Raw genomic sequence first — 22,291 nt, forward strand, 5'->3', positions numbered from 1 at the left:
GTGCGGTCGGCCAAAGCGGACGACAACCGTGGCCGCAAAGTTATTTCACACTTTCCGACTCAAAGGCAATTGCGCGGTCTTCTAATGGATCAAGCTGAGTGACGGACGCCTCTTCGTCACTCCAACTTATTTGGCCAGTTTAAGTATGCGATCCGCCCATTTGTCCGCGATGTGCCGGTCGTGAGTGACTAGAACAACTGCGATGTTTTCCTCGGCGGCCACCTTTTCGAGCAGCCTCAACGTGTCCCTTTGTGTGATCGGATCAAGGCGCGAGGTCGGTTCATCCGCCAAAAGCACACTTGGACGTACGGTTAGGGCGCGGGCGATCGAAATCCTTTGCAACTCGCCGCCCGAGACTTCGTCCGGGCGCCGCGACAGTAGCGACGGGCGAACGCCCAGATGCTCCAATGTGCGAAGTACAAAACCCCAGTCCGTCTTGTGCAAACGGGCCACGTCCCGCAGAGACTTTTCCAGCGGAATACGTGTCGGAAAAGCGGCAGGGGGATCCTGATAGAGCTTTTGCACGGCGTGGCGCGACAAACCTTGCGCGCGGGTCACATGCCCGGAGGCAGGAGGCAACAGCCCGGCCAAAGCATCCAGCAGGGTGGTCTTGCCAATGCCGCTGGGCCCAGTCAGTGCAACGCGTTCGCCCTGCTTTAGGGACAGATTGAACCCATCGATCAGGTGCTTGCCGTCTCGTGCAATGGCCAGATCCTGTGCGGTCAGGATAACATCCCCGGCCGAGTGCGGGTTGGAATGCGGCCAGCATTGTGGATCGGCATCCAACAGCGCGCGCGTGTAGCTGTCAGCGGGGGCGCTCAGCACTGTCTTTGCCGGTCCTTGTTCCACCAGTTGCCCGTCGCGCAGGACGACAACATGCCCGCCGAGACGCCGGGTTACAGCGACCTCATGTGTAATGGCCAGCAAAGTTCCGCCAGTTGCGGGCACTTTGGCCAACAGATCGACAACCTTGGCGTGGCGAGCGGCATCAAGCCCCTTGGTCGGCTCGTCGGCGATAAGGATTGGCGCCTTGCCCGCTGTCGCGGCAGCAAAAGCGACCCTTTGCGCCATACCACCCGACAAGGCCCCGGGCAGACGGTCTTCGGCCCCGCTCAGGCCAAGTGCCTGAAAGGCCTCAGCCGTATCTTCCCGTGCCTGCACAGGCGGATGGCCTGCGACAAAGCGATAGGATTCGGTCACCTGCCGGAACGCCCGCATCAGCGGGTCCAGCGCTCGCCAGGGCTCTTGCGGCAGGGTCGCCAATTCGTGACCCCACATAGCGGCACGCTCGGCGACAGGCAGGGTGTCGACCCGACTACCGTTAATGGTGATGTGGCCTTCGGCACGCAATGCACCGGGAAGCGTGCCGAGAATGGCTTGTGCGATCAGGCTCTTGCCCGCGCCGGTTTCGCCCATGATAACCAGAGTGCCGCCCGGCGCGACCGAGAAACTCACCGGCCCCATCAGGCGCGTGGGTCCGGCAAAGACCGACAGCATATCGACTTCGATGGAATGGGTCATGGACGACGAGGTCCTCCGACAGAAAGATGCAGGGCCAGTACGGTCAGGACGAGGCAGGCCACAGGTTGCAGGATCAGGAAAGGAGCCTCGCGCCAATAGGGCAGAAGCTCGGTCATCATGACGCCCCATTCGGCGGTCGGCGGGCGGATGCCCACGCTGACAAAGCCGAGCGCAGCCACAGAAGTCACTGCCGTTGCAGCTCCAAAAGCGGCAATGGTCAGCAGGCCCGGCCCGATCTCGGGGATCAGGTGGCGTCGGATCAGCAGCCACGGGCCGAGGCCCAGCAGCTTTGAGGCCTCAACCGAAGGCTCAGCCAGAACGATCCGCGCGCGCTGGCGGGTATAGCGAAAGTACTCGACCCACAGCGTCAGCGAGATTCCTGCATAAAGCGCCCACCATGAGCCCGGAGAAATGGCAGCCAGCATCAGCACCAACAACAGCCCCGGCAGTGCCAGAACCGCGTCGGCAAAGGCCCCCAGCAGCCGGTCTGCCCAGCCGCCGAACCATGCAGCGGCGATGCCCAGCAGAGTTCCGGGCAGACCGGCGGTGATCACGGACAGAAAGGCCAGCGACAGCGACAATTGTGCGCCGGACAACAGCCGTGCCGCCATGTCGCGACCAAGGTTGTCCGTGCCCAGCGGGTGCGCGGCACTGGGGCCTTCGAGCGTGTGCAGCAGCGATTGCTTGGCCGGGTCACCCCCAATCAGGCCCGGTCCGCCAATTGCGGCAACGGCCAGAAGCGCAAGCAGCGCAAGTCCGGTCATCCGTGACACCGGCAGCGTGGATTGCGCGCCACTTACTCCAGCGTCGATCATCATTTCTGACTGGTTGCTCATGCGGTCCGCCCCCTCGGATCGATGCCACGACAGGCGAGATCGACGCACAGGTTCAGCGCAACATAGGTCAGCCCCAACACAAGCGCTGTACCCTGCACCATGGCGATGTCACGACCGAAAATCGCGTGAACCAACGCGTGACCGATCCCCGGCCAAGCGAAAACGGATTCGACAATCACCACGCCTTCGATCAGATAAGCCAGTTGCACACCGATATAGGTCACGACCGGCAGCGCGGCATTGCGCAAGACATGGCGTGTCAGGGTCAGACGCGCAGACAGACCCTTAGTGCGGGCAAACAGCCGCCAATCGGCACTCATCGCATCGACCACGGCGTCCCGGATCACCCGGTTCGACACTGCCGCCAGCCCGAGGCCCAACGTCAGCGACGGCAGGACGAGGTTGGAAAAGCCCTGAAACCCCGCCACCGGAAACAGCTTTAACTGTACTGCAAACACCAGCACCAGAACGATGCCAAGCGCAAAGGCCGGAATGGAGCGAACAAAGATCGACACGGCCAGGCTCATGCTGTCGAGCAAACCACCGGGGCGCAGACCCGAGGCGATCCCGAGCGGCAACGCAATTAGCAGCGAGGCAACCACCGCCCCCGCTGCCAACAGCAGGGAGTAACCCAGCTGACTGGCGATCTCGTCCGCAACAGAGGTGCCGTAGACCGCCGAGGTGCCCAGATCGAATTGTGCCAGTGTCTTGAGCCACGCCCAAAGTTGCACCAGCGTGGGCTGATCCAGCCCCAACTCGGCCCGCACCGCATCAGCCGAGGCGGCATCCATCATGTCATAGCCATAGCGCCCCGCAGCAATGCGATAGGCCGCATCTCCCGGCAGGGCCTGCATCATGGCGAAGCTCACGATGCCGACAATCACGGCAACGATAATGGCCTGCACCCCCCGCGTCGCGAGGGTTGCAAGCGCCATTCTGGCAAAGGCGTTCATCGGATCACTCGACCCAGTACATCTCACTCAGGCCATAGCTACGCTGAAGCGGATCGATGATCACACCATCCAGACCTTTGTCGATAGAAACTGTGTGTTGATACCAAAGCACTGGAATGACCGGTAATTCCTGGTGCAGGATGCCCGCAACCTCTGCGATGCTTTCAGCGCGTATTTCAGGGTCGGCGGTCGAGGCGATGGTCTGGATCGCACCGGTCACTTCGGGGTTATCCCACCGCATCGCTCCCCAGTCGCCACCACCGTTGGCAAAGTCCTGCATAACGGTGCCAATCGGGTCCGGCGTCAGGCCGTAGTTGCGGGCAAAAAGCGCCACATGTAGCGATCCGTCCTGATGCCCTTTCGGGATTTCGGAATAGCTGGCGACGCTGACCTCAAGCTCGATCCCGATTTCGCGCCAAGTATCTTGCAGGGCCGTAGCGATCAACGGCAGTTCCGGCCGATCTGGGAAGGTGCGCAACGTGATCGAGAACCGTTCCCCGTCGCGGGTCAAGACACCATCTTCGCCCGGCATCCAACCAAGTTCGGCCAGAAGCGCCTTGGCGGCGTCGAGATCGGTTTCCAGCGGTGCCAGATCAGCGGAATGCCAGTTGCTCAGCGCTGGCGGGAAAAGCTGGCCCGCAGCGGATTCGGGAAACCGGGTGATGGCTTTGGCGATCCCGGCGCGCGGGGTGGCAAGGCTCAGCGCCTGACGGGCGCGGGCATCAGCAAAGAACGGGTGCTCGGAATTGACCTTGAGCAGCACCGCACGCGGGATCGGCACAGCCTGCGTCTCAATCGTATCTACATGCTGCAGGTGACTGTAGCCCGACGCATCGAGCGTAAAGACCAGATCAGCATCTCCGCTTTCTGCCAGCAGCGCGCGGGTTTCCGCGCGGCTTGCCGCCAGATAAGTCGCGCTTTCCAGTTTCGGCGCATCGCCCCAATAGCCATCGAACCGCGCCATCGACACACTTTGCGGAGGGGTGAAATCCGTTACAGAAAATGGGCCGGTCCCGATCAGAGCGATGGGGTTGCCGTCGGCGTCAAAGGCGGCGGGTGCCGGAATGATCGTCGTGGAATGGGTCAGGATCGACGGCAGCGCGGTAAAGGGCGTTGCGACGGTGATGACCACCTTGCCGTTCTGTTCGGAAATCCCGGTGATCGGGGCCTTTTGCAGAATGCCGGGCTGCTCCCAGGCGCGGGTCAGCGCATTGACTGCGGCCACCGCATCAAACGCTGAGCCATCGTGGAAGGTAACACCTTCCCGCAATGTGAAGGTCCACGTCAAACCATCTTCGGACACCGTCCAATCCGTCGCTAGCGCTGGGCGCAGCACGCCTTTGGCATCCGCGTCGACAAGCGTCTCCATGATTTGCAGGCTTTGCACAATCGACCCGGAAACGGTCGGGTCGTAGCTGGCGATTTCCCATGGCGAAGCGATGGTCACATCTGTTTTGGGTTCGGCGAGGAGCGGATTGGTGGCAACGGCGAAAGCGATGCAAATTGCCGCGTTTAGAGTTTTCAGCATTGGGGAATCTCCGCGTTGGGCGTCACAAGAGTTGCCGAGGCATTTAGCAAGACCTGGTATGTTATACCATAGCAAATTGATTGAATTCGTGGGTCTTTTTTGGGAACGCAGTTTCTGGTTCACCAAACTTGCCCAAGATTTCTCTTACTTCACTGAACAGTTCGGTAGGTGTGTCCACTAAGTCGCTGGAGCTGGCCGTTCCAGAAGTTTGCGACACATCCTCCTTGGGATACTGCGTGCCTTTGAAAGAGATGATGAGCCGGCTTTTGACTAGTCGGGACCGCAAGCCATCCACACGCTAAACCCAAGCGCGTCAACAGCCAAAACTTTGCTACAGTGCCATAAGAGCGTCCTCAGGCTTCATCTACCGATGGCAAAAGACAATCCAGATACAAGTTGTCGCAACCCAAGAGCGGCGCCGGCAAAGATCGAAACGAAGACGACAGGCGCGCTATACGCCAGCAGTGAGAAAGCCGAGATGCCTTGCCCTACGCTGCATCCGACCGCGATGATTGCGCCCGGTCCCATGATTGCGGCGCCCAGCATTTGACGTTTGAGCTCGCGCGGGTCTTCGCAAGCTTCCCATCGGAAATGGCCCTTGGACCAGGATCCCAGGAAGGCACCGATCAGAACACCTGCGACGGATCCAACCGCGAATGAAAGTGTGGTGCCTGAGGCGGTCATCAGGTAGAAAATCGTGTCTCCGAGCGGTGCAGCGAATGTATGGGTCTGCACGGTTTCCCCTTCAAATCCGTGGGTTGCGACCCAGTTTGTGCCAAGCCAGCCGGAGACGATGGCCAGTCCGACCGCCGCTCCCCAAAGGATTTGCGAGGGTGCATTGCGGAAGCGTTTGTTTGCCAACGCAATGAGGACCAGCGCCGTCCCGATCACAATGCCAATCAACCAGGCCGGAATAGATGTCAGGCGCTCGGCAAGAAAACTGACGCTTTGGGGTTCGCTCAGATCCATTTCCACGGGAAAGACCCAAACCCTCAGATAGGCGAGCGGACCTGACATCGCGACATAGGCCGACAGGCCCAGCATAAGGACGATTACAAATGCCCGTAGATCGCCGCCCCCCAGACGCGCCAGCGCGCCATAGCCGCAGTTGCCACTGATGGCCATGCCATAGCCAAACATCAGCCCGCCCACAATCGACCCAATGGGGCTCCAGGTTTGGGCGATGTAAGGCGATCCTAGCGGATCGAGCCATCCGAGCGCGATGCCCGTATGGCTGCCAATCATCGCAACACCAATTGCAACGACCCACATGCGCAGCCGGCGGTCGTCATTGGCGTAAACGTAGTCCTCGATCGCGCCCAGAGTGCAGAAACGCCCGATGCGGGCGGCGAGGCCAAGAACCATGCCGCCAACCAGCCCGATCAACGCGACGGTGTTGGCGTCTCCTAGAAATTCGAACATTGCCAGTCTCCTCCCAAAGCTGGCGGTGTTGCCGAGGCGCTGCTACGACTCCCGGCAGAATAGATCGTAAACGACTTCGAGGATTTGCGTCGACCGGTCATCCGCCAAGCGGTAGTAGATCGTCTTTCCCTCGCGCCGTGTTTTGACCAACCCTTCAAAGCGCAACCGGGACAATTGCTGCGAGACTGCGGCCTGGCGGGCTGATAGCATTTCCTCCATCTGCATGACGGATTTCTCGCCCGAAGACAGGTAGCAAAGTATCATCAGACGCCCCTCATGGCTGATTGCCTTGAGAAAGCTTGATGCCGTCTGCGCATTCTCCATCATCCGATCCAGATCTTCAGCGCACATGTCCTTTGAGAACACAGGCAGTTTCGAAGGTTTGCCCAACAAGATCGCCTCGCTTTCATAGCTTCATGCATTCATAACAGTTTATGTAATTTGCCGGAACTTAGCCAGAGGTCTCAACCGATACCCCGGCGTCACGAAACAAAGTGCCTAATAAACCCCAGAAAAAATCCTCGCCGGGGTATCCTTCGATCCGACCAACCTCAGCACCGTTGTCCAGCAGAACAAAGGTCGGTGTGTAATAGAGGGACTTTTTCAATGTGATGTCATCGGGGGTGGCCTGGTGGATGTCGATGCGTCTAAGCGGGGCGGTTTGTCCTTCGGTCGTCTTAGGGTAGATTTCCGAGATTTCCGCATCCCAGCGGGCGCACCACATGCAGCCGTCTTCTTCCACCATAAGCAGCGTCATTTCGGCCCGGGCCACGCCCGGCAAGGCCATCAACGCTATGACAAAAAGACTGGCAAGAACAGGGCGCATCACAAGCTCCGATTGACTGTGTTGATATATCTTTATTATTTTGAATATATGAATGATAGCGCGCCGGGACCGTTTTGACCATGCTCGACATTACATTTGCAGGGGCTTTGGTTGCGGGCTTATTGTCGTTTCTTTCGCCCTGTATCCTTCCCATCGTGCCCTTCTACCTCAGCTATCTGGCGGGCGTCGGGATGGAGCAGGTCTCTGCCAAAGCCGAGATCCCCGCCGATACGCGCCGCAGGGCAACGGTATCTGCACTGGCCTTTGCTGCGGGGATCATTACGATTTTCATGGCGCTTGGTGCGACGGCTTCGATATTCGGACAGTTGGTCCGCGAGTATTTCGATATTTTGCGCTGGATCGCTGCGGCGCTCATTATTGCAATGGGGCTGCATTTTCTGGGCGTTGTCCGGATTGGTTTCCTCTATCGTCAGTTCCGCGCAGATATCGGGGACACATCGCGTGTCAGCATCATGGGGGCCTACGTTCTTGGCCTTGCGTTTGCCTTTGGATGGACACCCTGCGTGGGGCCGGTTCTGGCCGCCATTCTGTTCACCGCTGCAGGCACGGATACTGCATGGCGCGGCGCGGCATTGCTGTTTGCCTACGGAGTCGGGATGACGGCACCCTTTGTTCTGGCGGCATATCTTGTTCGACCGTTCATGCAGTGGATGGTGCGTTTCAGGAAACATCTTGGGCTGATCGAGAAGGCGATGGGCGGGTTGCTGATCCTGTTTGGCCTGCTGATCGCAACCAATTCCATAAACCATATCGCCCAATGGATGCTGGTCCACATGCCGTGGCTGGCAAGCATTGGTTAATCTGGGAGGATGTCATGAAACGAATTCTTGTAACTATGCTGGTTTGCTTGCTGGCCGGATCGGGCTTTGCCGCCGAGCTTGGCGATGATGGTCTGCACAAAACGCCTTGGATGCGCGACACGTTCAAAGATCTGCGCGAGGACCTCCAAGAAGCTTCAAGCGAGGGCAAGAGGCTGGTGCTGTTCATCGAACAGCAGGGCTGCATCTATTGCCAAAAGATGCATGAAGAGGTTTTTCCGCAGTCCGACCTGTCCGCCTATATCGAAGAGAACTTCTTTGTGGTGCAGATGGACCTGCACGGCAGCACAACAGCCGTTGATTTCGACGGCGAGGAAAGTGAACAGCGCGTGTTGATGCGCAAATGGGGGATTCTGTTTACGCCAACGCTTGTTTTTCTGCCCGAAGAGGTACCCGAGGACACAACGGCCATCGATGTAGCGGTGTCTGCGATGCCGGGGGCCTTTGCCAAAAGCACAACTCTGGATCTTTTCACCTGGGTAAATGAAAAACGATACGCGCTTGATAATGGGGAAGATTTTCAACGCTATCACGCGCGACGCCTTCAGGAACGCAACAATCTTTCACAGGACTGATCTGGGCTATAATAAATGAAAAAATTCATTATAATGAATTTAATGTTGCGATAACCCCCGTAGGTCGACTACGGTACACCAAAGCTTTGGATCGCAAAGCGCCAGCGGTGCGGTAGCAAATGGGAGGGATCATGAAGCTGAGACAACTAACTCTGGTCTGTGTGATGACAGGCGGGGCAGCCCTTGCGGCAGAGACGGATCCGAGAGACGTTAAGTATGACGACTACGGCGGAATTGAAGCCTCGCTGACCGGTATCGCAGGTGATGCGGCGAACGGTGCGATCATCGTTGGCGATAAATCCAAAGGTAACTGCGTGGCCTGCCACGAGGTTACGGCCTTGGCCGAAATTCCGTTCCATGGCGAGGTTGGCCCCATGTTGGACGGTGCAGGGGATCGCTGGAGCGAAGTAGAGCTGCGCGGATTGGTAGCAAATGCCAAGCTGACCTTCGACGGGACGGTCATGCCAGCGTTCTACAAGGACGAAGGCTATATCCGGCCGGGCGACGCGTATACGGGCAAAGCCCCGATAGCGCCTTTGACACCGATCCTGACCGCGCAGGAAATCGAAGATGTGGTCGCGTTTCTGGCGACCCTGAAAGAGGAATGATCGCGCTGTCAGGCGCGAATCTTCAAGCATTCAAAGGAGTTTGAATATGGAACTTTCACGTCGCGAGACGCTGGCCCTTGGCCTGGGCGCCGCGGTTCTGACTCTGCTGCCGTTCCGTGCAACTGCCGCTGCCGATGATGCGATCTCGGCTTTCACCGGTGGTGCGGACTTGGCGGAAGGCGGTGTCACCCTGACAGCGCCCGAAATCGCCGAAAACGGCAACACGGTTCCAATCGAGGTCAGCGCCCCCGGGGCGGCATCGATCCTGATCGTAGCGGCTGGCAACCCCGAACCCGGCGTTGCCACCTTCAACTTCGGCCCACTGGCTGCCGAGCAGGCGGCCTCGACTCGTATCCGTCTTGCCGGGACACAGGATGTGATTGCGGTGGCGAAGATGGCGGATGGTAGCTTTGCCAAGGCCTCGGCAACCGTAAAAGTGACAATTGGCGGTTGTGGCGGCTGATCGCCCCGCGCCCTGACAAACAGGAGAATAACCAATGGCATCCGGTGTAAAGCCCCGCGTCAAGGTTCCAAAAACAGCCGCCGCTGGCGAAACGATCACAATCAAGACGCTGATCAGCCACAAGATGGAAAGCGGCCAGCGCAAGGACAAAGAAGGCAACGTGATCCCGCGTTCGATCATTAATCGTTTCACCTGTGAGTTTAGCGGTGAGACGGTGGTGGACGTGACCATGGAGCCGGCGATTTCGACAAACCCGTATTTCCAGTTTGACGCAACCGTGCCCGAGGCCGGTGAGTTTGTCTTCACCTGGTACGACGACGATGGCTCTGTCTACGACACAAAAAAATCGATCGAGATCGCCTGACGGCTCGACCACTAAGGCAGATCAGCGCGGGTTGTAACGCTGGCGCTGGTCGACCAAGGGAGGAACGCAATGAATACAAAAGCACTCGCGGTGATCTCGGCTGTTCTGGCTTTACCAATCACAGCTGAGGCCGGGCCGGATGAAGACAAGCTCGTGATCAATGATGAGCTGAATATGACCTCGGTGACGGATGCGCCTGCGCACACGGAAAACCTTGATACGATCTATTCTGGTTGGCATTTCCGGACAGATGAAACACAGGCGCTGCAGCTTGATGATTTTGACAATCCGGCAATGATCTTTGTCGATCAGGCCGCTGATCTTTTTGCAACGGTGGATGGCGCGGCCGGTGAAAGCTGTGCGTCTTGCCATGAGGATGTAGAAAGCTTTCAGGGCTTGCACGCCTCCATGCCCAAGGTCGATGCGGAAAGTGGCAAGCTTGTTGTAATGGAAGATCTGATCAACAAATGCCGGACAGACCGGATGGAGGCGGAGGCCTGGAAATGGTCGGGTGCCGACATGCAGGGAATGGTCGCCCTGATCGGTCTGCAATCACGCGGGATGCCGATGAATATCGCAATCGATGGCGACGCTGCCCCGTACTGGGAGCAGGGCAAGGAAATGTACTATACCCGCTATGGCCAGCTGGAGCTGAGCTGCGCCAATTGCCACGAGGACAACTGGGGCAATATGATCCGCGCTGACCATCTGAGTCAGGGCATGATCAACGGGTTCCCGACCTACCGTCTGAAACAGGCCAAGCTGATCTCGCGCCATAACCGGTTCCGCGGTTGTATTCGTGACACAAGGGCGGAAACCTTCGCTGAAGGTTCAGACGAGTTCCGCGCGTTGGAGCTATATGTGGCCTCGCGCGGCAACGGGCTTTCGGTCGAAACTCCGGCTGTTCGCCAGTAAGGATCGCCCGCGCCGAGGCTGCTTGGCGCGGGTCTTTCGCATCCATAACATTCACACATTTATATGTGAAATGAGAAAGACAGCAGATGATTTCGCGACGTGATTTTCTACAGGTCTCAATGGCGGCCTCGGCACTTTATGGGGCGTCGGGATTTGGCAACTGGGCCAGACTCGCCGCCCAGCAGAGCCTGACTCAGGATCAACTGCTGGAGTTCGAAACCTTCGGCAATATCAGCCTGATCCACGTCACCGACATTCACGCGCAGCTCAAACCGATCTTCTTCCGTGAGCCCGAGGTCAATCTTGGCATCGGTGACGCGCGCGGGCAGATGCCGCATGTCACCGGTACTGCTTTCCGTAAGGCCTATGGCATCGAAGATGGCAGCCCATCCGCCTATGCGCTGACCTACAACGACTTTGCCGCTCTGGCGAAAGCCTATGGCCGGGTCGGTGGGCTGGACCGTGTTTCGACCGTCATCAACGCGATCCGGGCGGACCGTCCCGATGCTCTGCTGCTAGATGGCGGCGATACATGGCACGGGTCCTACACCTGCTATCAGACAGCGGGGCAGGACATGGTCAATGTCATGAACGCGCTGAAACCGGACGCGATGACTTTCCATTGGGAGTTCACTCTGGGCAGCGATCGGGTTAACGAAATCGTTGAAAACCTGCCCTTCGCCGCGTTGGGTCAGAACATATTCGACGCCGAATGGGACGAACCGGCAGAGCTGTTCCAACCGTACAAGTTCTTTGATCGGGGCGGTGCAAAGGTTGCCATCATCGGTCAGGCCTTCCCGTACATGCCGATTGCAAACCCAAGCTGGATGTTCCCGGAATATTCATTCGGAATTCGCGACGAGAATATGCAGGCTATGGTGGATGAGGTGCGCGACGCCGGAGCCGATGTCGTTGTTGTCCTCAGCCATAACGGGTTTGACGTTGACAAGAAAATGGCAGGCCGGGTGCAGGGAATCGACGTGATCCTCAGCGGACACACTCATGATGCGCTGCCCGAGCCGGTGCTGGTGGGCAAGACACACATTATCGCGTCCGGTTCAAATGGCAAATTCGTGAGTCGTGTCGATCTGGATGTCAGGGATGGTCAGATGATGGGGCTGAAGCACAAGCTGATCCCGATCTTTTCGGATGTGATTGCGCCTGATCCCGCGATTTCCGCTCTAATCGACGAACAACGCGTGCCGTATGAGACCGCACTGAGCGAGGTAATTGGCAAGACAGACACGCTGCTCTATCGGCGGGGTAATTTCAACGGCACATGGGATGATCTGATCTGCGACGCCCTACTCAGTGAGCGAGAGGCCGACATCGCCATGTCGCCTGGCGTGCGCTGGGGCCCGTCGATCCTGCCGGGGCAGGACATCACGCGCGAGGATATCTGGAACGTCACCTCGATGAGTTATCCAAACGCCTATCGCACTGAAATGACGGGCGAATTCATCCACGTCATCCTCGAAGACGTCGGTGACAACCTGTTCAATCCCGACCCCTACTACCAGCAGGGCGGCGATATGGTCCGCGTCGGGGGCCTCGGCTACCGCATCGACTTGACCAAACCGCAGGGGCAGCGGATCAGCGACATGACGTTGCTCAAAACGGATGAGGCAATTGATCCGGCCAAGTCCTACGTGGTGGCCGGTTGGGCCAGCGTCAACGAAGGCACTGAAGGCCCGCCCATCTGGGATGTCGTTGAAACCCATATTCGCAATCGCGGCACCGTCACTGTCCTGCCGAATACGTCCGTTGAGGTGATCGGGGTCTGATGCTGCGACCTAAGCGTGAAACACGAAAAACAGTTTTGCTGATCGATTAACGGAGGCAATCCAAATGAATGACAACTCCAAAGGAAAGGCACCCTCGCGTCGCCAGTTTCTAAGCGGTGCGGCCGCTATTGGAGTAGGCGCAGTGGGCGCCGGAACGGCCCGGGCTGCGGGACCCGATCCCCTGATCACTCAGGTTCAGGAATGGGCGCAAGCAACCGGGGAAGGTGTGGATGCAACCCCGTATGGGCTGCCAATTGAGTTTGAAAAAGACGTTGTCCGGCGCAATGTCGAATGGCTGACGGCGGATACGATCAGCTCGATCAACTTCACGCCAATCCATGCGCTGGACGGAACGATCACGCCGCAAGGCTGTGCGTTTGAACGGCATCATTCAGGTGCAATCGAACTGAGCAAGTCGGATTACCGTCTGATGATTAACGGTCTGGTCGATACGCCGCTGGTTTTCACCTATGAAGACCTTGAACGCTTTCCACGCGAAAACCGGATTTATTTCTGCGAATGCGCTGCCAATACCGGCATGGAATGGGCCGGGGCGCAGTTGAACGGCGCGCAGTTCACCCATGGCATGATCCACAACATGGAATATTCTGGCGTTCCCCTGCGGACCTTGCTGGAAGAGGCCGGGGTTAAGCCCGAAGGGAAATGGGTCTATGTCGAAGGGGCTGACGCCTCGTCCAACGGTCGCTCGATACCGCTGGAAAAAGCCATGGATGACGTGCTGGTCGCCTTTAAAGCCAATGGTGAGGCCTTGCGCAAGGAACACGGCTATCCGGTTCGCCTGGTGGTCCCCGGCTGGGAAGGCAACATGTGGGTCAAGTGGTTGCGCCGGGTGGAAATCACCGAGATGGCGATTGAGAGCCGGGAAGAGACCTCGAAATACACAGATACGCTTGAGGATGGCACCTCGCGCAAATGGACATGGGTGATGGATGCCAAATCGGTTGTCACCTCCCCCAGCCCTCAGGCACCGATCACCCATGGTCCGGGGCCGCTGGTGATCACCGGTCTGGCCTGGTCGGGCAGGGGTGCGATCACCGGTGTCGACGTATCGGTCGATGGCGGCAAGAACTGGCTTCCGGCCCGTCTGGCCGCACCCGGAACCGACAAGGCGCTGACGCGGTTCTATCTCGATCATAACTGGGACGGGTCCGAGATGCTTTTGCAGGCCCGCGCCAAAGACTCGTCGGGTTACGTCCAGCCGAGCAAAGCCCAGCTGCGCGAAGTTCGCGGCGAGAACTCGATTTATCACAACAATTGCATCCAGACCTGGTGGATCAAGGAAAACGGTGAGGCGGAAAATGTCGAAGTATCGTAAGCTGTTGGCTGCATCGGCCCTTGGCGCATCTCTGGCTGTTCCGGCCTATGCGGAGAAACTCGGCTTGGGCCGACCCGCCCTGCCGGAAGAAATCGCGGCGTGGGATCTGGACGTGGCACCGGACGGGACCGGGCTGCCGGAAGGTTCAGGAGATGTATTCGCCGGCGAAGAGGTTTTTGCCGAGTATTGCGCAATCTGCCACGGAGATTTTGCCGAAGGCGTGGATAACTGGCCTAAGCTGGCTGGCGGCGATGGAACGCTTGCCGATAAAGACCCCTTGAAAACAGTGGGGTCTTACTGGCCCTATCTTTCAACGGTCTGGGATTATGTGAACCGCTCGATGCCCTTTGGGAATGCCCAATCGCTGGAACCGGATGAGGTTTATGCGATGGTGGCATATATCCTCTATTCCAACGATATCGTTGATGATGAGTTCACGCTGTCGCATAAGAATTTTCTGGATGTGGAAATGCCCAACGCGGAAGGGTTTATCGTGGATGACCGGGAAGCGACCGAGGCGCATTTTTGGACCGAAGAACCCTGCATGACGGATTGCAAAGAAAGCGTCGAAATCACCATGCGTGCGGCTGTTCTGGACGTCACGCCGGACGAAGGCAAGGCCGAGGACGTCGAACCGCAACCCGCCGTTCAGGCTGCTGTCGAGGTTGAAGAAGTGGCCGAGGACACAGCCGCACTTGATCCCGAGATGATTGAAAGCGGCAAAAAGGTCTTTAAGAAATGCAAAGCCTGCCACCAGGTGGGCGAAGGGGCCAAGCATCGCACTGGCCCGGCTTTGAACGGGATCATCGGGGCCAATGCCGGTGCAGTTGATGGGTTCAAATACTCCAAGGCTATGAAGGCCGCTTCTGATGGTGGACTTGTCTGGACCGATGCGGAAATGGCCGCCTTTCTGGCTAAGCCCAAGGCGTATATGAAAGGCACGCGGATGTCGTTCGCGGGTCTCAAAAAGTCGGAAGATATCGCGGCGGTTATTGTCTACCTCAAGTCGTTCGGAAGCTGATCGTGCGCTGGCCGAAATCTCTGATCTGCGCTGTGCTTGCCGGGGGCCTTACTCCGGTGGCCAGCACAGCTGAGGAGATCGGCGATGCCATAGCCGGGAAAGCAGTGTTCACCCAATGCAAGGGCTGCCACGAAGTTGGCGAAGGAGCCGAAAACAAGAGCGGGCCACATCTGAACGGGATATTCGGGCGAAGCGCTGCGGGGCTGGAAGGCTTCAAATATTCCAAGAGCCTTGTGCGGGCAGGTAATTCGGGTCTTGAATGGCACGCTGATACGCTGTCGGCTTACATCGAAAACCCGCGCGCCTTTGCGTCGGGCACAAGGATGAGCTTTCGCGGGCTGAAAGACCCCGAGGATCGGGCCAACGTGATCGCCTATCTGCGCGGCTTCTCTGACAACCCGCGCGATATTCCCGAAGCGGACCCGACCGCAAAGGCCACAGATCATTCGGTCGACCCCAATATCCTCGCCATTCAGGGAGACCCTGAATATGGCGCCTATCTCAGCAGCGAATGCACGACCTGCCATCAGATCGAAGGTGGCGATGAGGGCATCCCGTCAATCGTGTATTGGCCCTACGAAGATTTTGTTGTTGCCATGCACGCCTACAAGAAAAAACAGCGGCCACATCCAGTTATGCAGATGGTCGCCGGTCGCCTCAGCAACGATGAGATCGCGGCCCTGGCCGCCTTTTTCAACAAACCGAACTAACAGAGCGTGAGGGGAGGAAACGCCATGACATTCAACAGACGCACATTCCTTGGAACTGCCGGGGTGCTTGCCACCGGGTTGGCGGCACCGATGGTTCTGGCGCAAGGCAAACCCCGGGTGGTTGTAGTTGGCGGCGGCGCAGGTGGCGCAACCGCCGCGCGCTACATCGCCAAGGATAGCAAGGGTGAGATTGACGTGACGCTGATCGAACCCTCGCGAACTTACTACACTTGTTTCTTCTCTAACCTCTATCTGGGAGGGTTTCAGGAGCTTTCGGATATCGCTCACAGCTACGGCACGCTGGCCGCAGACTATGGCATCAACGTCGTGCACGATTGGGCGGTGGGCGTGGATCGCGGCGCCAAAACCGTTTCTCTGGCAGGCGGTGGGTCTGTTCCCTATGACAAGCTGATCCTGAGCCCCGGCATCGATTTTGTTGATGGTGCCGTCGATGGTTGGGATATTTCTGCGCAAAACAAGATGCCGCACGCCTACAAGGCCGGGTCGCAAACCGAGCTGCTGAAAGCGCAGATCAGTGCGATGCCCGAAGGCGGAACCTTTGCGATGGTGGCTCCGCCGAACCCGTTCCGCTGCCCGCCCGGTCCGTATGAGCGGGTGTCGATGGTGGCGCATGTTCTGAAGGTCAATAATCCGACGGCAAAGATCATCGTGGCTGATCCCAAGCCCAAATTCTCGAAGATGTCGCTGTTTCAGGAAGGCTGGGCAAATCACTACGAAGGCATGGTCGACTGGATCGGAGAGGATTTTGGCGGCGGCAACGTCTCGGTGAACCCTGATGCCATGACCGTAACCATCGATGGTGAAGAGACCCAGGTGGATGTGTGCAACGTGATACCCGCCATGAAGGCAGGGCGCATTGCGGAAATGGCCGGGGTGACCGAGGGCAACTGGGCGCCGGTCAACGCGGCTGACATGTCTTCGAAAGCGGACCCGGATATCTATGTGCTTGGGGATGCCAGCCAGCAGGGTGATATGCCGAAATCCGGGTTCTCGGCCAACAGTCAAGCCAAGGTCTGCGCAAATGCGGTGCGTGGAGCGCTGACGGGCTCCAAAGTGTTCCCGGCCAAGTTCTCGAACACCTGCTGGTCGCTGATCGACACCGATGATGGCGTCAAGGTTGGCGCGACCTATGAGGCGACGCCCGAGAAAATCGCCAAGGTGGACGGGTTTATCAGCCAAACCGGCGAAAGTGCCGATCTGCGGAAAGCGACCTATGAAGAGTCTCTGGGTTGGTATGCGGGTATAACTTCCGACATGTTTGGCTAAGAAAAACAGAGGGTTCGGCGGATACTGAACCCTGACAGGCAGTTCAGGGAAGCGCGGTTCAAAAGGAGGAATAGGACCATGAAACACAACATCGCTGCGGTCGCGTTTTCAGCCTTACTAACAGGTCAGGCGCTGGCCGATGAGATCATCGCCGTGCCTTTTGACGGCAGCTTTGACGACGCCACATTTGCTGTGGAATCCGCAATCGTAGGGCAGGGGCTGGTTATCGACTATGTCAGCCATGTCGGCGACATGCTGAACCGGACGGGGGCGGATGTCGGAAGCGACAAGCAGATATTTAAGGCAGCGGACATCTTTGTGTTCTGCTCGGCAAAGGTTTCGCGCGAAGTGATGGAGGCGGACCCAATGAACATCGGTTACTGTCCTTACACTGTCTTCGTGGCTGAGGATCAGAAGGGCGTTCAGATCGGCTATCGTGGCTACCCGGACGGCCCGATGCAGAAAGTCGAAACCCTGCTGTCGGATATCGTTGAAGAAGCCGCCGGAAGCTGAAATGAATTATCAGCAGTTTTTTCGGGACCAACTGACGCAGCTGTCGGAAGAGGGGAACTACCGGATCTTCGCTGAGCTGGAGCGTCAGTGCGGGGCCTTCCCCACAGCGCGTAATCACACACTTACAGGCCCCGAAAAGGTCACTGTCTGGTGTTCGAACGATTATCTTGGGATGGGCCAGCATCCCAAGGTTCTTGCGGCAATGCGTGATGCCATTGATCGCTGCGGAGCGGGGGCCGGTGGCACCCGCAATATCTCAGGCACCACACACGCGCATGTTCTGCTGGAGCAGGAGCTTGCAGATCTTCACGGTAAGAACGCGGCGCTGCTGTTTACGTCGGGATATGTGTCGAACTGGGCGGCTTTGGGAACCTTGGCATCGCACATACCTGGGATCACGGTCTTATCCGACGAATTGAACCATGCCTCGATGATCGAAGGTATCCGCCATAGCCGATGCGAGAAGCGGATCTGGAAACACAACGATCTGACGGATCTGGAACAGCAGCTTGCGGAACTGCCCGCCAATTCGCCCAAACTGATTGCCTTTGAGAGCGTCTATTCGATGGATGGCGACATCGCGCCAATTGCCGGGATTTGCGATCTGGCGGATCGGTATAACGCAATGACCTATCTGGATGAGGTCCATGCCGTTGGCCTTTATGGTCTACGCGGGGGCGGCATTGCCGAACGCGAAGGACTGATGGATCGCCTTACGGTGATCGAGGGGACACTGGGCAAAGCCTTTGGCGTTGTGGGTGGCTATATTGCGGCATCGCACGCGCTTGTTGATTTTGTCCGATCCTTCGCCAGCGGATTCATCTTTACCACTGCGCTGCCACCCTCTGTGGCGGCAGGTGCTGTAGCATCGGTCCGTCATCTCAAGCAGAGCAATGATGAGCGGGTTCAGCATCAGCAGCGCGTGCGCGAGGTCAGGGACCGGCTGGATGCTTTGGGCATTCCGCACACGCCCAACCCAAGCCATATCATCCCGGTAATGGTCGGCGATCCAGTGAAATGTCGTTTCATCTCTGACATTCTCATGCGGGATTATGGCATCTATATCCAGCCCATCAATTATCCAACCGTTCCGAAAGGCACCGAACGCCTGCGGATTACTCCATCGCCGGTCCATTCATCCGAAGACGTGGATCGGTTGGTGACTGCACTGGGCGAGCTCTGGACCCAATGCCAACTGGCACGCAGGCCAATGGCCGCTCAGTGAGAACTTGACGAAAGACAAAGACGAACACGCTGCGAGGTGAGAGTTTCTGTCCATGGAGAAGCTCATCGATCTGCTGGGGGATACAGGGACTTTGGCATTGTCCGGGGTGCTTGTTGGTATCCTGTTCGGAGCGACAGCCCAGAAATCGCATTTCTGTCTGCGCGCGTCGACTGTCGAGGTCGCCGAGGGTGAGTTCGGCCCCCGGCTGGCGGTCTGGCTGGTCGCCTTCACCTCGGCGCTGACACTGGTTCAGGGGTTTGTCTGGCTCGAATGGCTCGACCTATCCGACACACGCGCAATTGCATCAACAGGCAGCCTGAGCGGCGCGTTGATCGGAGGGCTGATGTTCGGTGTTGGCATGGTGCTAGCGCGTGGTTGCGCATCGCGCCTTCTGGTACTCGCATCCTGTGGCAACTTGCGTGCGCTGGTCACCGGGCTGGTGCTGACACTGGTGGCCCAGGCCGCCTATACGGGTGTGCTCAGCCCCGTGCGAGAGGTGATTTCGGGGCTATGGACCGTCTCCGGCGGATCGGGGCGTGATCTTTCGGCCATACTTGGTTTATCGCCGCTAGCTTATACGGTGCTGGCCGCATTGGGTTGGGTTTTGGCGCTTATGTTCGCCAGCCACCGAGATGTCTCTGCGATCAATAGCGCCTCAGCCGCCGGGGTCGGGGTGGCCGTCGCCCTTGGCTGGCTGATGACATTTGCCATCGCGCAGTCATCATTCGAAGTGGTGCCGGTGTCGTCCGTCACCTTTACCGGCCCTGCGACGGACACTCTGATGGCCTTAGTGGCCGAACGAAACGTGGCACTTTCCTTTGGTCTGGGTCTGGTTCCCGGCGTGGCAATCGGAGCCGCCACATCGGCCCTGCTGTTACGCGAGTGGAAGATCGAACGGTTCGGGCAAGATACCCCGATGGAACGGTATCTGGTCGGCGCGGTCATGATGGGCTTTGGCGCGATGCTGGCCGGGGGATGCGCGGTTGGCGCCGGGTTGTCCGGCGGCGCGGCACTGTCCCTGACGGCGTGGCTTGCGGTTTTCTCGATGTGGGTCGGGGCCGTCAGCGCGCATCGGCTGATAGTGCGCATTCCGGCCCTGCAACGATCCTAGCTATTCAAATTCCATCTGTTCAAAGACACGCCCGGCATTCTTCGTGGCAAGTTCTTCAAACGTGTCGAGATGCGCGTAAGGGGACTGATCGACATAATAAGCCTCGGCCAGATCACCGCCGGCGTCCATATGGTCCTGTATCTTGCCGCGCAGGTAGACAAGGTAGTCGCGCGTATAGCGACGCACCTGCTCCATATTTGTCGGATGACCGTGTCCGGGAATGACATAAGTGGCCCCAAGCGCTTCAAATTCATTGTCCCAGGTTTCCAGCCAATCGGCGGTATAGGTTTCCTGAAAGATCGGCAGCATACGCTCGTGAAAGGCCATATCGCCTGCTATGATGAGGCCCTGATCCGGCAGCCATATTGAGATGTCGCCGGGGCTGTGCGCGGGGCCAAGATACTTCGCCTCAATGCGATAACCACCCATCTTGATTACGTATTCGTCTTCGAAGGTTTCGGTAGGACCGGCAAGGAATGTCCCCTCTGCTTTGTCTTTGTTGTATCCCTTCATCCCCTCAAGTATCTGAGCGCCATATTCCTCGAACTCCGCCGCCGCATCTGCATGTGCAATGATCGGGACCCCAAGTTCGGACCAATAGGCATTGCCCAACATCGCGTGGCCCTGACCGTTTTCATTGAAAACAAGTCTGACCGGCTGATCGGTAATCGCCTGAATTTCCTGATGCAGCGCCTCGGCAAGCACGTAAGCCGCGCCGCCGTTTATTACGACAACACCCTCAGCGGTCACGATGAAGCTGAGGTTGTTGTTATGGCCCGAGTTTTCATAAGTGGGGGGCGCAGTTGCGCCAATGGCGGAGTATACACCGGGAATGAACTCAACGGGTTTGGAATAAAGCACGCTCTGAGGATACTGGTCGGCAATGTCCTCGTTTGCCCAAGCAGGCGTGGCCATGGTGCAGACCATCAGGACCGGTCGTATCATGAAGGTTCTCCGATAAATCTATAGTTGGACTCTGACCTTTCAACCCGGCCAATCCCGCCATTTGGTAAATGAAAACCAATAATTTTCATGTGATCATGGGCAATCTGATCCAGCAGTGATATTCGCGCCGCCGCTGCTGCAACGGGGTCTTGATCGGTCCCGCTGTGCCAATCCGGCCGTTCAAAGGCCACATGCGGATTGCCAAGCGCGTCACCGACGATCATTGCCGGTTCGCTCCCATTGCGGAGTTCAAACGTCATATGCCCGGGCGTATGCCCATAACTCGCTCGGGCAGCGATGCCGGGCAGGATGTCCTGCCCATCGTCAAAGAGCTCAACCCGATCTTCGATCACTTCCATCCGCCGCTTGGCCCCAACCGCAAATGAAGCAAGGTCTGCACCAATCGAATCTACGGTTGATGGGTTCCACCAGTAATCCCATTCCTTGCGACCGAAATGGTGCATTGCGTTTGGGAAAAGCGGGTCATCAAAATCATCCAATACGCCCCAGATGTGATCCGGATGAGCATGCGTGAATATGACATGCGTGACCTCTTCCGGAGACAATCCCATCGCGCTTAGCGATTCTGAAAGCTTCCCGGAGGCCGGCATGAAATCAGGTCCGGCTCCCACGTCGAACAGAACCGTATTGGTGCCGTCGCGGTAAAGGGTAACATTGCATTCCGGTTCGTATTTGGTGAGAGTAATCGAACGTTTTGCCATCAGCTCAGTGAGCTTTGACTGAGGCATTTCGCCAAAGACCATTTCGGGAGGCAGCGACAGGTTACCATCTGATAAGGTAGAAATTTTTACTGACGAACCGAGCGATATTTCAGCAAGCGCGCGTTTTGGTGTCACGCTCATTGCTGCAAGGTACGTGGCGTGTAACATGAACGAACGACGTGAGAAATCCTGAGTAAAAGTCATATAAAATCATTAATATGAATGTGTATAATTGTAAACTCTGAATGAATAATACCGTGCCCAGCTGCAGGCTGCCGATAATGGACAGAACAGACACAAAGATCAGCACTGGTTTAAGAAACGGCACCGTGATGTAAAGGAACTGCTGACGCCGGGACACACCGTCTAGAGACGCGGCCTCGTATACGTCTTCGGGGATCGATTGCAGGCCGGACAGGATGATAGTCGTGTTATATCCGACCCAGCGCCAGGTCACCGCCATGATGATCACCGCCATGGCCGAGCTTGGGTTTGACAGCCAGGCAACCTCGGGCAACCCGGTCGAGGCCAGCGAGCGAATGACGATCCCGAGATTGGCGTTGAACATCAGCCGGAAAACCGCCGCATATGCCACCTCGCTGACCACGACGGAGGCAAAGAACGCAATCCGGACAAGGCCGCGGGCCTTGAGCAATGATGAGTTCAGTGCAATCGCCAGCAACGTGGCCAGTACCATCATGACCGGCACCTGAATGGCCATCAGGATCAGCGTGTTGGTCAACGCGTTTGCGAATCCGAGATCCTGCAGCAAACGCCCCCAGTTCAT

Annotated in this window: 24 protein-coding genes; 14 read left to right on the forward strand and 10 right to left on the reverse strand. The window is 57.8% G+C overall.

The window, feature by feature from the left end:
- Window positions 1-126 precede the first annotated feature (126 nt).
- The 7 genes from Q5Y75_RS17145 to Q5Y75_RS17175 all read right to left on the reverse strand — a co-directional run bounded on the left by Q5Y75_RS17145 (window position 127) and on the right by Q5Y75_RS17175 (window position 7,086).
- The gene (locus tag Q5Y75_RS17145) at window positions 127-1,521 is read right to left on the reverse strand and encodes an ABC transporter ATP-binding protein (RefSeq protein ID WP_306199665.1); all 1,395 of its coding nucleotides are present in this window, start codon (window positions 1,519-1,521) and stop codon (window positions 127-129) included.
- Entirely contained in the window at window positions 1,518-2,357 is an 840-nt protein-coding gene (locus tag Q5Y75_RS17150; RefSeq protein ID WP_306199667.1) for an ABC transporter permease, read from the reverse strand. The genes Q5Y75_RS17145 and Q5Y75_RS17150 overlap by 4 nt, the downstream gene beginning before the upstream one ends.
- Window positions 2,354-3,310 (reverse strand): ABC transporter permease, encoded by a 957-nt coding sequence (locus tag Q5Y75_RS17155; RefSeq protein ID WP_306199669.1) that lies wholly within the window; start codon window positions 3,308-3,310, stop codon window positions 2,354-2,356. The genes Q5Y75_RS17150 and Q5Y75_RS17155 overlap by 4 nt, the downstream gene beginning before the upstream one ends.
- A gap of 4 nt (window positions 3,311-3,314) precedes the next feature.
- Entirely contained in the window at window positions 3,315-4,838 is a 1,524-nt protein-coding gene (locus tag Q5Y75_RS17160) for an ABC transporter substrate-binding protein (RefSeq protein ID WP_306199671.1), read from the reverse strand.
- 360 nt (window positions 4,839-5,198) lie between these two features.
- Window positions 5,199-6,260 carry a YeeE/YedE family protein gene (locus tag Q5Y75_RS17165; RefSeq protein WP_306199673.1) on the reverse strand — a complete coding sequence of 354 codons (1,062 nt, stop codon included), beginning with the start codon at window positions 6,258-6,260 and terminating at the stop codon, window positions 5,199-5,201.
- Between the two features lie 42 nt (window positions 6,261-6,302).
- Window positions 6,303-6,611 (reverse strand): ArsR/SmtB family transcription factor, encoded by a 309-nt coding sequence (locus Q5Y75_RS17170; RefSeq protein WP_306199893.1) that lies wholly within the window; start codon window positions 6,609-6,611, stop codon window positions 6,303-6,305.
- Between the two features lie 100 nt (window positions 6,612-6,711).
- Entirely contained in the window at window positions 6,712-7,086 is a 375-nt protein-coding gene (locus Q5Y75_RS17175) for a thioredoxin domain-containing protein (protein WP_306199675.1), read from the reverse strand.
- A gap of 80 nt (window positions 7,087-7,166) precedes the next feature.
- On the opposite strand from Q5Y75_RS17175, the gene Q5Y75_RS17180 reads away from it, so the two are divergent.
- From Q5Y75_RS17180 to Q5Y75_RS17245, 14 genes are all read left to right on the forward strand, one after another.
- On the forward strand, window positions 7,167-7,907 hold the full coding sequence (locus tag Q5Y75_RS17180) for a cytochrome c biogenesis CcdA family protein (protein ID WP_306199677.1): 741 nt from the start codon (window positions 7,167-7,169) through the stop codon (window positions 7,905-7,907).
- A gap of 14 nt (window positions 7,908-7,921) precedes the next feature.
- Window positions 7,922-8,500 carry a thioredoxin family protein gene (locus tag Q5Y75_RS17185; RefSeq protein WP_306199679.1) on the forward strand — a complete coding sequence of 193 codons (579 nt, stop codon included), beginning with the start codon at window positions 7,922-7,924 and terminating at the stop codon, window positions 8,498-8,500.
- 131 nt (window positions 8,501-8,631) lie between these two features.
- A complete protein-coding gene (gene soxX / locus Q5Y75_RS17190; protein ID WP_306199681.1) occupies window positions 8,632-9,108 on the forward strand; it encodes a sulfur oxidation c-type cytochrome SoxX in 477 nt (158 codons plus the stop codon).
- Between the two features lie 46 nt (window positions 9,109-9,154).
- Window positions 9,155-9,571, forward strand: coding sequence for a thiosulfate oxidation carrier protein SoxY (gene soxY / locus Q5Y75_RS17195; protein WP_306199683.1), 417 nt, complete (start codon window positions 9,155-9,157; stop codon window positions 9,569-9,571).
- Window positions 9,572-9,605: 34 nt separating this feature from the next.
- Entirely contained in the window at window positions 9,606-9,935 is a 330-nt protein-coding gene (gene soxZ / locus Q5Y75_RS17200; RefSeq protein ID WP_306199685.1) for a thiosulfate oxidation carrier complex protein SoxZ, read from the forward strand.
- Window positions 9,936-10,004: 69 nt separating this feature from the next.
- Window positions 10,005-10,850: a sulfur oxidation c-type cytochrome SoxA gene (soxA, locus tag Q5Y75_RS17205; protein WP_306199687.1), complete on the forward strand. Its 846-nt coding sequence runs from the start codon at window positions 10,005-10,007 to the stop codon at window positions 10,848-10,850.
- 86 nt (window positions 10,851-10,936) lie between these two features.
- Entirely contained in the window at window positions 10,937-12,634 is a 1,698-nt protein-coding gene (gene soxB / locus Q5Y75_RS17210; protein ID WP_306199688.1) for a thiosulfohydrolase SoxB, read from the forward strand.
- Window positions 12,635-12,698: 64 nt separating this feature from the next.
- Window positions 12,699-13,970 carry a sulfite dehydrogenase gene (gene soxC / locus Q5Y75_RS17215; protein ID WP_306199690.1) on the forward strand — a complete coding sequence of 424 codons (1,272 nt, stop codon included), beginning with the start codon at window positions 12,699-12,701 and terminating at the stop codon, window positions 13,968-13,970.
- Window positions 13,954-14,991: a c-type cytochrome gene (locus Q5Y75_RS17220; protein WP_306199692.1), complete on the forward strand. Its 1,038-nt coding sequence runs from the start codon at window positions 13,954-13,956 to the stop codon at window positions 14,989-14,991. The genes soxC and Q5Y75_RS17220 overlap by 17 nt, the downstream gene beginning before the upstream one ends.
- Before the next feature lie 2 nt (window positions 14,992-14,993).
- Window positions 14,994-15,701, forward strand: a complete 708-nt coding sequence (locus Q5Y75_RS17225; protein ID WP_371933283.1) for a c-type cytochrome — start codon at window positions 14,994-14,996, stop codon at window positions 15,699-15,701.
- A 24-nt stretch (window positions 15,702-15,725) separates the two neighbouring features.
- The gene (locus tag Q5Y75_RS17230; protein ID WP_306199694.1) at window positions 15,726-16,988 is read left to right on the forward strand and encodes an NAD(P)/FAD-dependent oxidoreductase; all 1,263 of its coding nucleotides are present in this window, start codon (window positions 15,726-15,728) and stop codon (window positions 16,986-16,988) included.
- A 78-nt stretch (window positions 16,989-17,066) separates the two neighbouring features.
- Window positions 17,067-17,501 (forward strand): DUF302 domain-containing protein, encoded by a 435-nt coding sequence (locus tag Q5Y75_RS17235; protein ID WP_306199696.1) that lies wholly within the window; start codon window positions 17,067-17,069, stop codon window positions 17,499-17,501.
- Between the two features lies 1 nt (window position 17,502).
- Window positions 17,503-18,726: a 5-aminolevulinate synthase gene (gene hemA, locus Q5Y75_RS17240; protein ID WP_306199698.1), complete on the forward strand. Its 1,224-nt coding sequence runs from the start codon at window positions 17,503-17,505 to the stop codon at window positions 18,724-18,726.
- A 52-nt stretch (window positions 18,727-18,778) separates the two neighbouring features.
- On the forward strand, window positions 18,779-19,837 hold the full coding sequence (locus Q5Y75_RS17245; RefSeq protein ID WP_306199700.1) for a YeeE/YedE family protein: 1,059 nt from the start codon (window positions 18,779-18,781) through the stop codon (window positions 19,835-19,837).
- Here the strand turns inward: Q5Y75_RS17245 and Q5Y75_RS17250 are convergent, their stop codons facing one another.
- The 3 genes from Q5Y75_RS17250 to Q5Y75_RS17260 are packed head-to-tail and all read right to left on the reverse strand — an operon-like array spanning window position 19,838 to window position 22,291.
- On the reverse strand, window positions 19,838-20,782 hold the full coding sequence (locus Q5Y75_RS17250) for an MBL fold metallo-hydrolase (RefSeq protein ID WP_306199703.1): 945 nt from the start codon (window positions 20,780-20,782) through the stop codon (window positions 19,838-19,840).
- Complete coding sequence (locus tag Q5Y75_RS17255) at window positions 20,779-21,645, reverse strand: MBL fold metallo-hydrolase (RefSeq protein ID WP_306199899.1); 867 nt, start codon at window positions 21,643-21,645, stop codon at window positions 20,779-20,781. Before Q5Y75_RS17255 ends, Q5Y75_RS17250 begins: the two co-directional genes overlap by 4 nt.
- Window positions 21,614-22,291 (reverse strand): carbohydrate ABC transporter permease, encoded by a 678-nt coding sequence (locus Q5Y75_RS17260; protein WP_306199704.1) that lies wholly within the window; start codon window positions 22,289-22,291, stop codon window positions 21,614-21,616. Before Q5Y75_RS17260 ends, Q5Y75_RS17255 begins: the two co-directional genes overlap by 32 nt.

Origin of the sequence: Ruegeria discodermiae (genome assembly GCF_030758345.1) — a bacterium.
Lineage (GTDB): Bacteria > Pseudomonadota > Alphaproteobacteria > Rhodobacterales > Rhodobacteraceae > Ruegeria_C.

Coding starts and splice junctions, on each gene's coding strand:
- Q5Y75_RS17145 (WP_306199665.1), bottom strand. CDS start 1,521: ATGACCCATTCCATCGAAGTCGATATGCTGTCGGTCTTTGCCGGACCC.
- Q5Y75_RS17220 (WP_306199692.1), top strand. CDS start 13,954: ATGTCGAAGTATCGTAAGCTGTTGGCTGCATCGGCCCTTGGCGCATCT.
- Q5Y75_RS17245 (WP_306199700.1), top strand. CDS start 18,779: ATGGAGAAGCTCATCGATCTGCTGGGGGATACAGGGACTTTGGCATTG.
- Q5Y75_RS17255 (WP_306199899.1), bottom strand. CDS start 21,645: ATGAGCGTGACACCAAAACGCGCGCTTGCTGAAATATCGCTCGGTTCG.
- soxZ (WP_306199685.1), top strand. CDS start 9,606: ATGGCATCCGGTGTAAAGCCCCGCGTCAAGGTTCCAAAAACAGCCGCC.
- Q5Y75_RS17230 (WP_306199694.1), top strand. CDS start 15,726: ATGACATTCAACAGACGCACATTCCTTGGAACTGCCGGGGTGCTTGCC.
- soxC (WP_306199690.1), top strand. CDS start 12,699: ATGAATGACAACTCCAAAGGAAAGGCACCCTCGCGTCGCCAGTTTCTA.
- Q5Y75_RS17175 (WP_306199675.1), bottom strand. CDS start 7,086: ATGCGCCCTGTTCTTGCCAGTCTTTTTGTCATAGCGTTGATGGCCTTG.
- Q5Y75_RS17250 (WP_306199703.1), bottom strand. CDS start 20,782: ATGATACGACCGGTCCTGATGGTCTGCACCATGGCCACGCCTGCTTGG.
- hemA (WP_306199698.1), top strand. CDS start 17,503: ATGAATTATCAGCAGTTTTTTCGGGACCAACTGACGCAGCTGTCGGAA.
- Q5Y75_RS17185 (WP_306199679.1), top strand. CDS start 7,922: ATGAAACGAATTCTTGTAACTATGCTGGTTTGCTTGCTGGCCGGATCG.
- Q5Y75_RS17260 (WP_306199704.1), bottom strand. CDS start 22,291: ATGAACTGGGGGCGTTTGCTGCAGGATCTCGGATTCGCAAACGCGTTG.
- Q5Y75_RS17235 (WP_306199696.1), top strand. CDS start 17,067: ATGAAACACAACATCGCTGCGGTCGCGTTTTCAGCCTTACTAACAGGT.
- Q5Y75_RS17155 (WP_306199669.1), bottom strand. CDS start 3,310: ATGAACGCCTTTGCCAGAATGGCGCTTGCAACCCTCGCGACGCGGGGG.
- Q5Y75_RS17180 (WP_306199677.1), top strand. CDS start 7,167: ATGCTCGACATTACATTTGCAGGGGCTTTGGTTGCGGGCTTATTGTCG.
- soxA (WP_306199687.1), top strand. CDS start 10,005: ATGAATACAAAAGCACTCGCGGTGATCTCGGCTGTTCTGGCTTTACCA.
- Q5Y75_RS17150 (WP_306199667.1), bottom strand. CDS start 2,357: ATGAGCAACCAGTCAGAAATGATGATCGACGCTGGAGTAAGTGGCGCG.
- soxX (WP_306199681.1), top strand. CDS start 8,632: ATGAAGCTGAGACAACTAACTCTGGTCTGTGTGATGACAGGCGGGGCA.
- Q5Y75_RS17170 (WP_306199893.1), bottom strand. CDS start 6,611: ATGTGCGCTGAAGATCTGGATCGGATGATGGAGAATGCGCAGACGGCA.
- Q5Y75_RS17165 (WP_306199673.1), bottom strand. CDS start 6,260: ATGTTCGAATTTCTAGGAGACGCCAACACCGTCGCGTTGATCGGGCTG.
- soxY (WP_306199683.1), top strand. CDS start 9,155: ATGGAACTTTCACGTCGCGAGACGCTGGCCCTTGGCCTGGGCGCCGCG.
- Q5Y75_RS17160 (WP_306199671.1), bottom strand. CDS start 4,838: ATGCTGAAAACTCTAAACGCGGCAATTTGCATCGCTTTCGCCGTTGCC.
- soxB (WP_306199688.1), top strand. CDS start 10,937: ATGATTTCGCGACGTGATTTTCTACAGGTCTCAATGGCGGCCTCGGCA.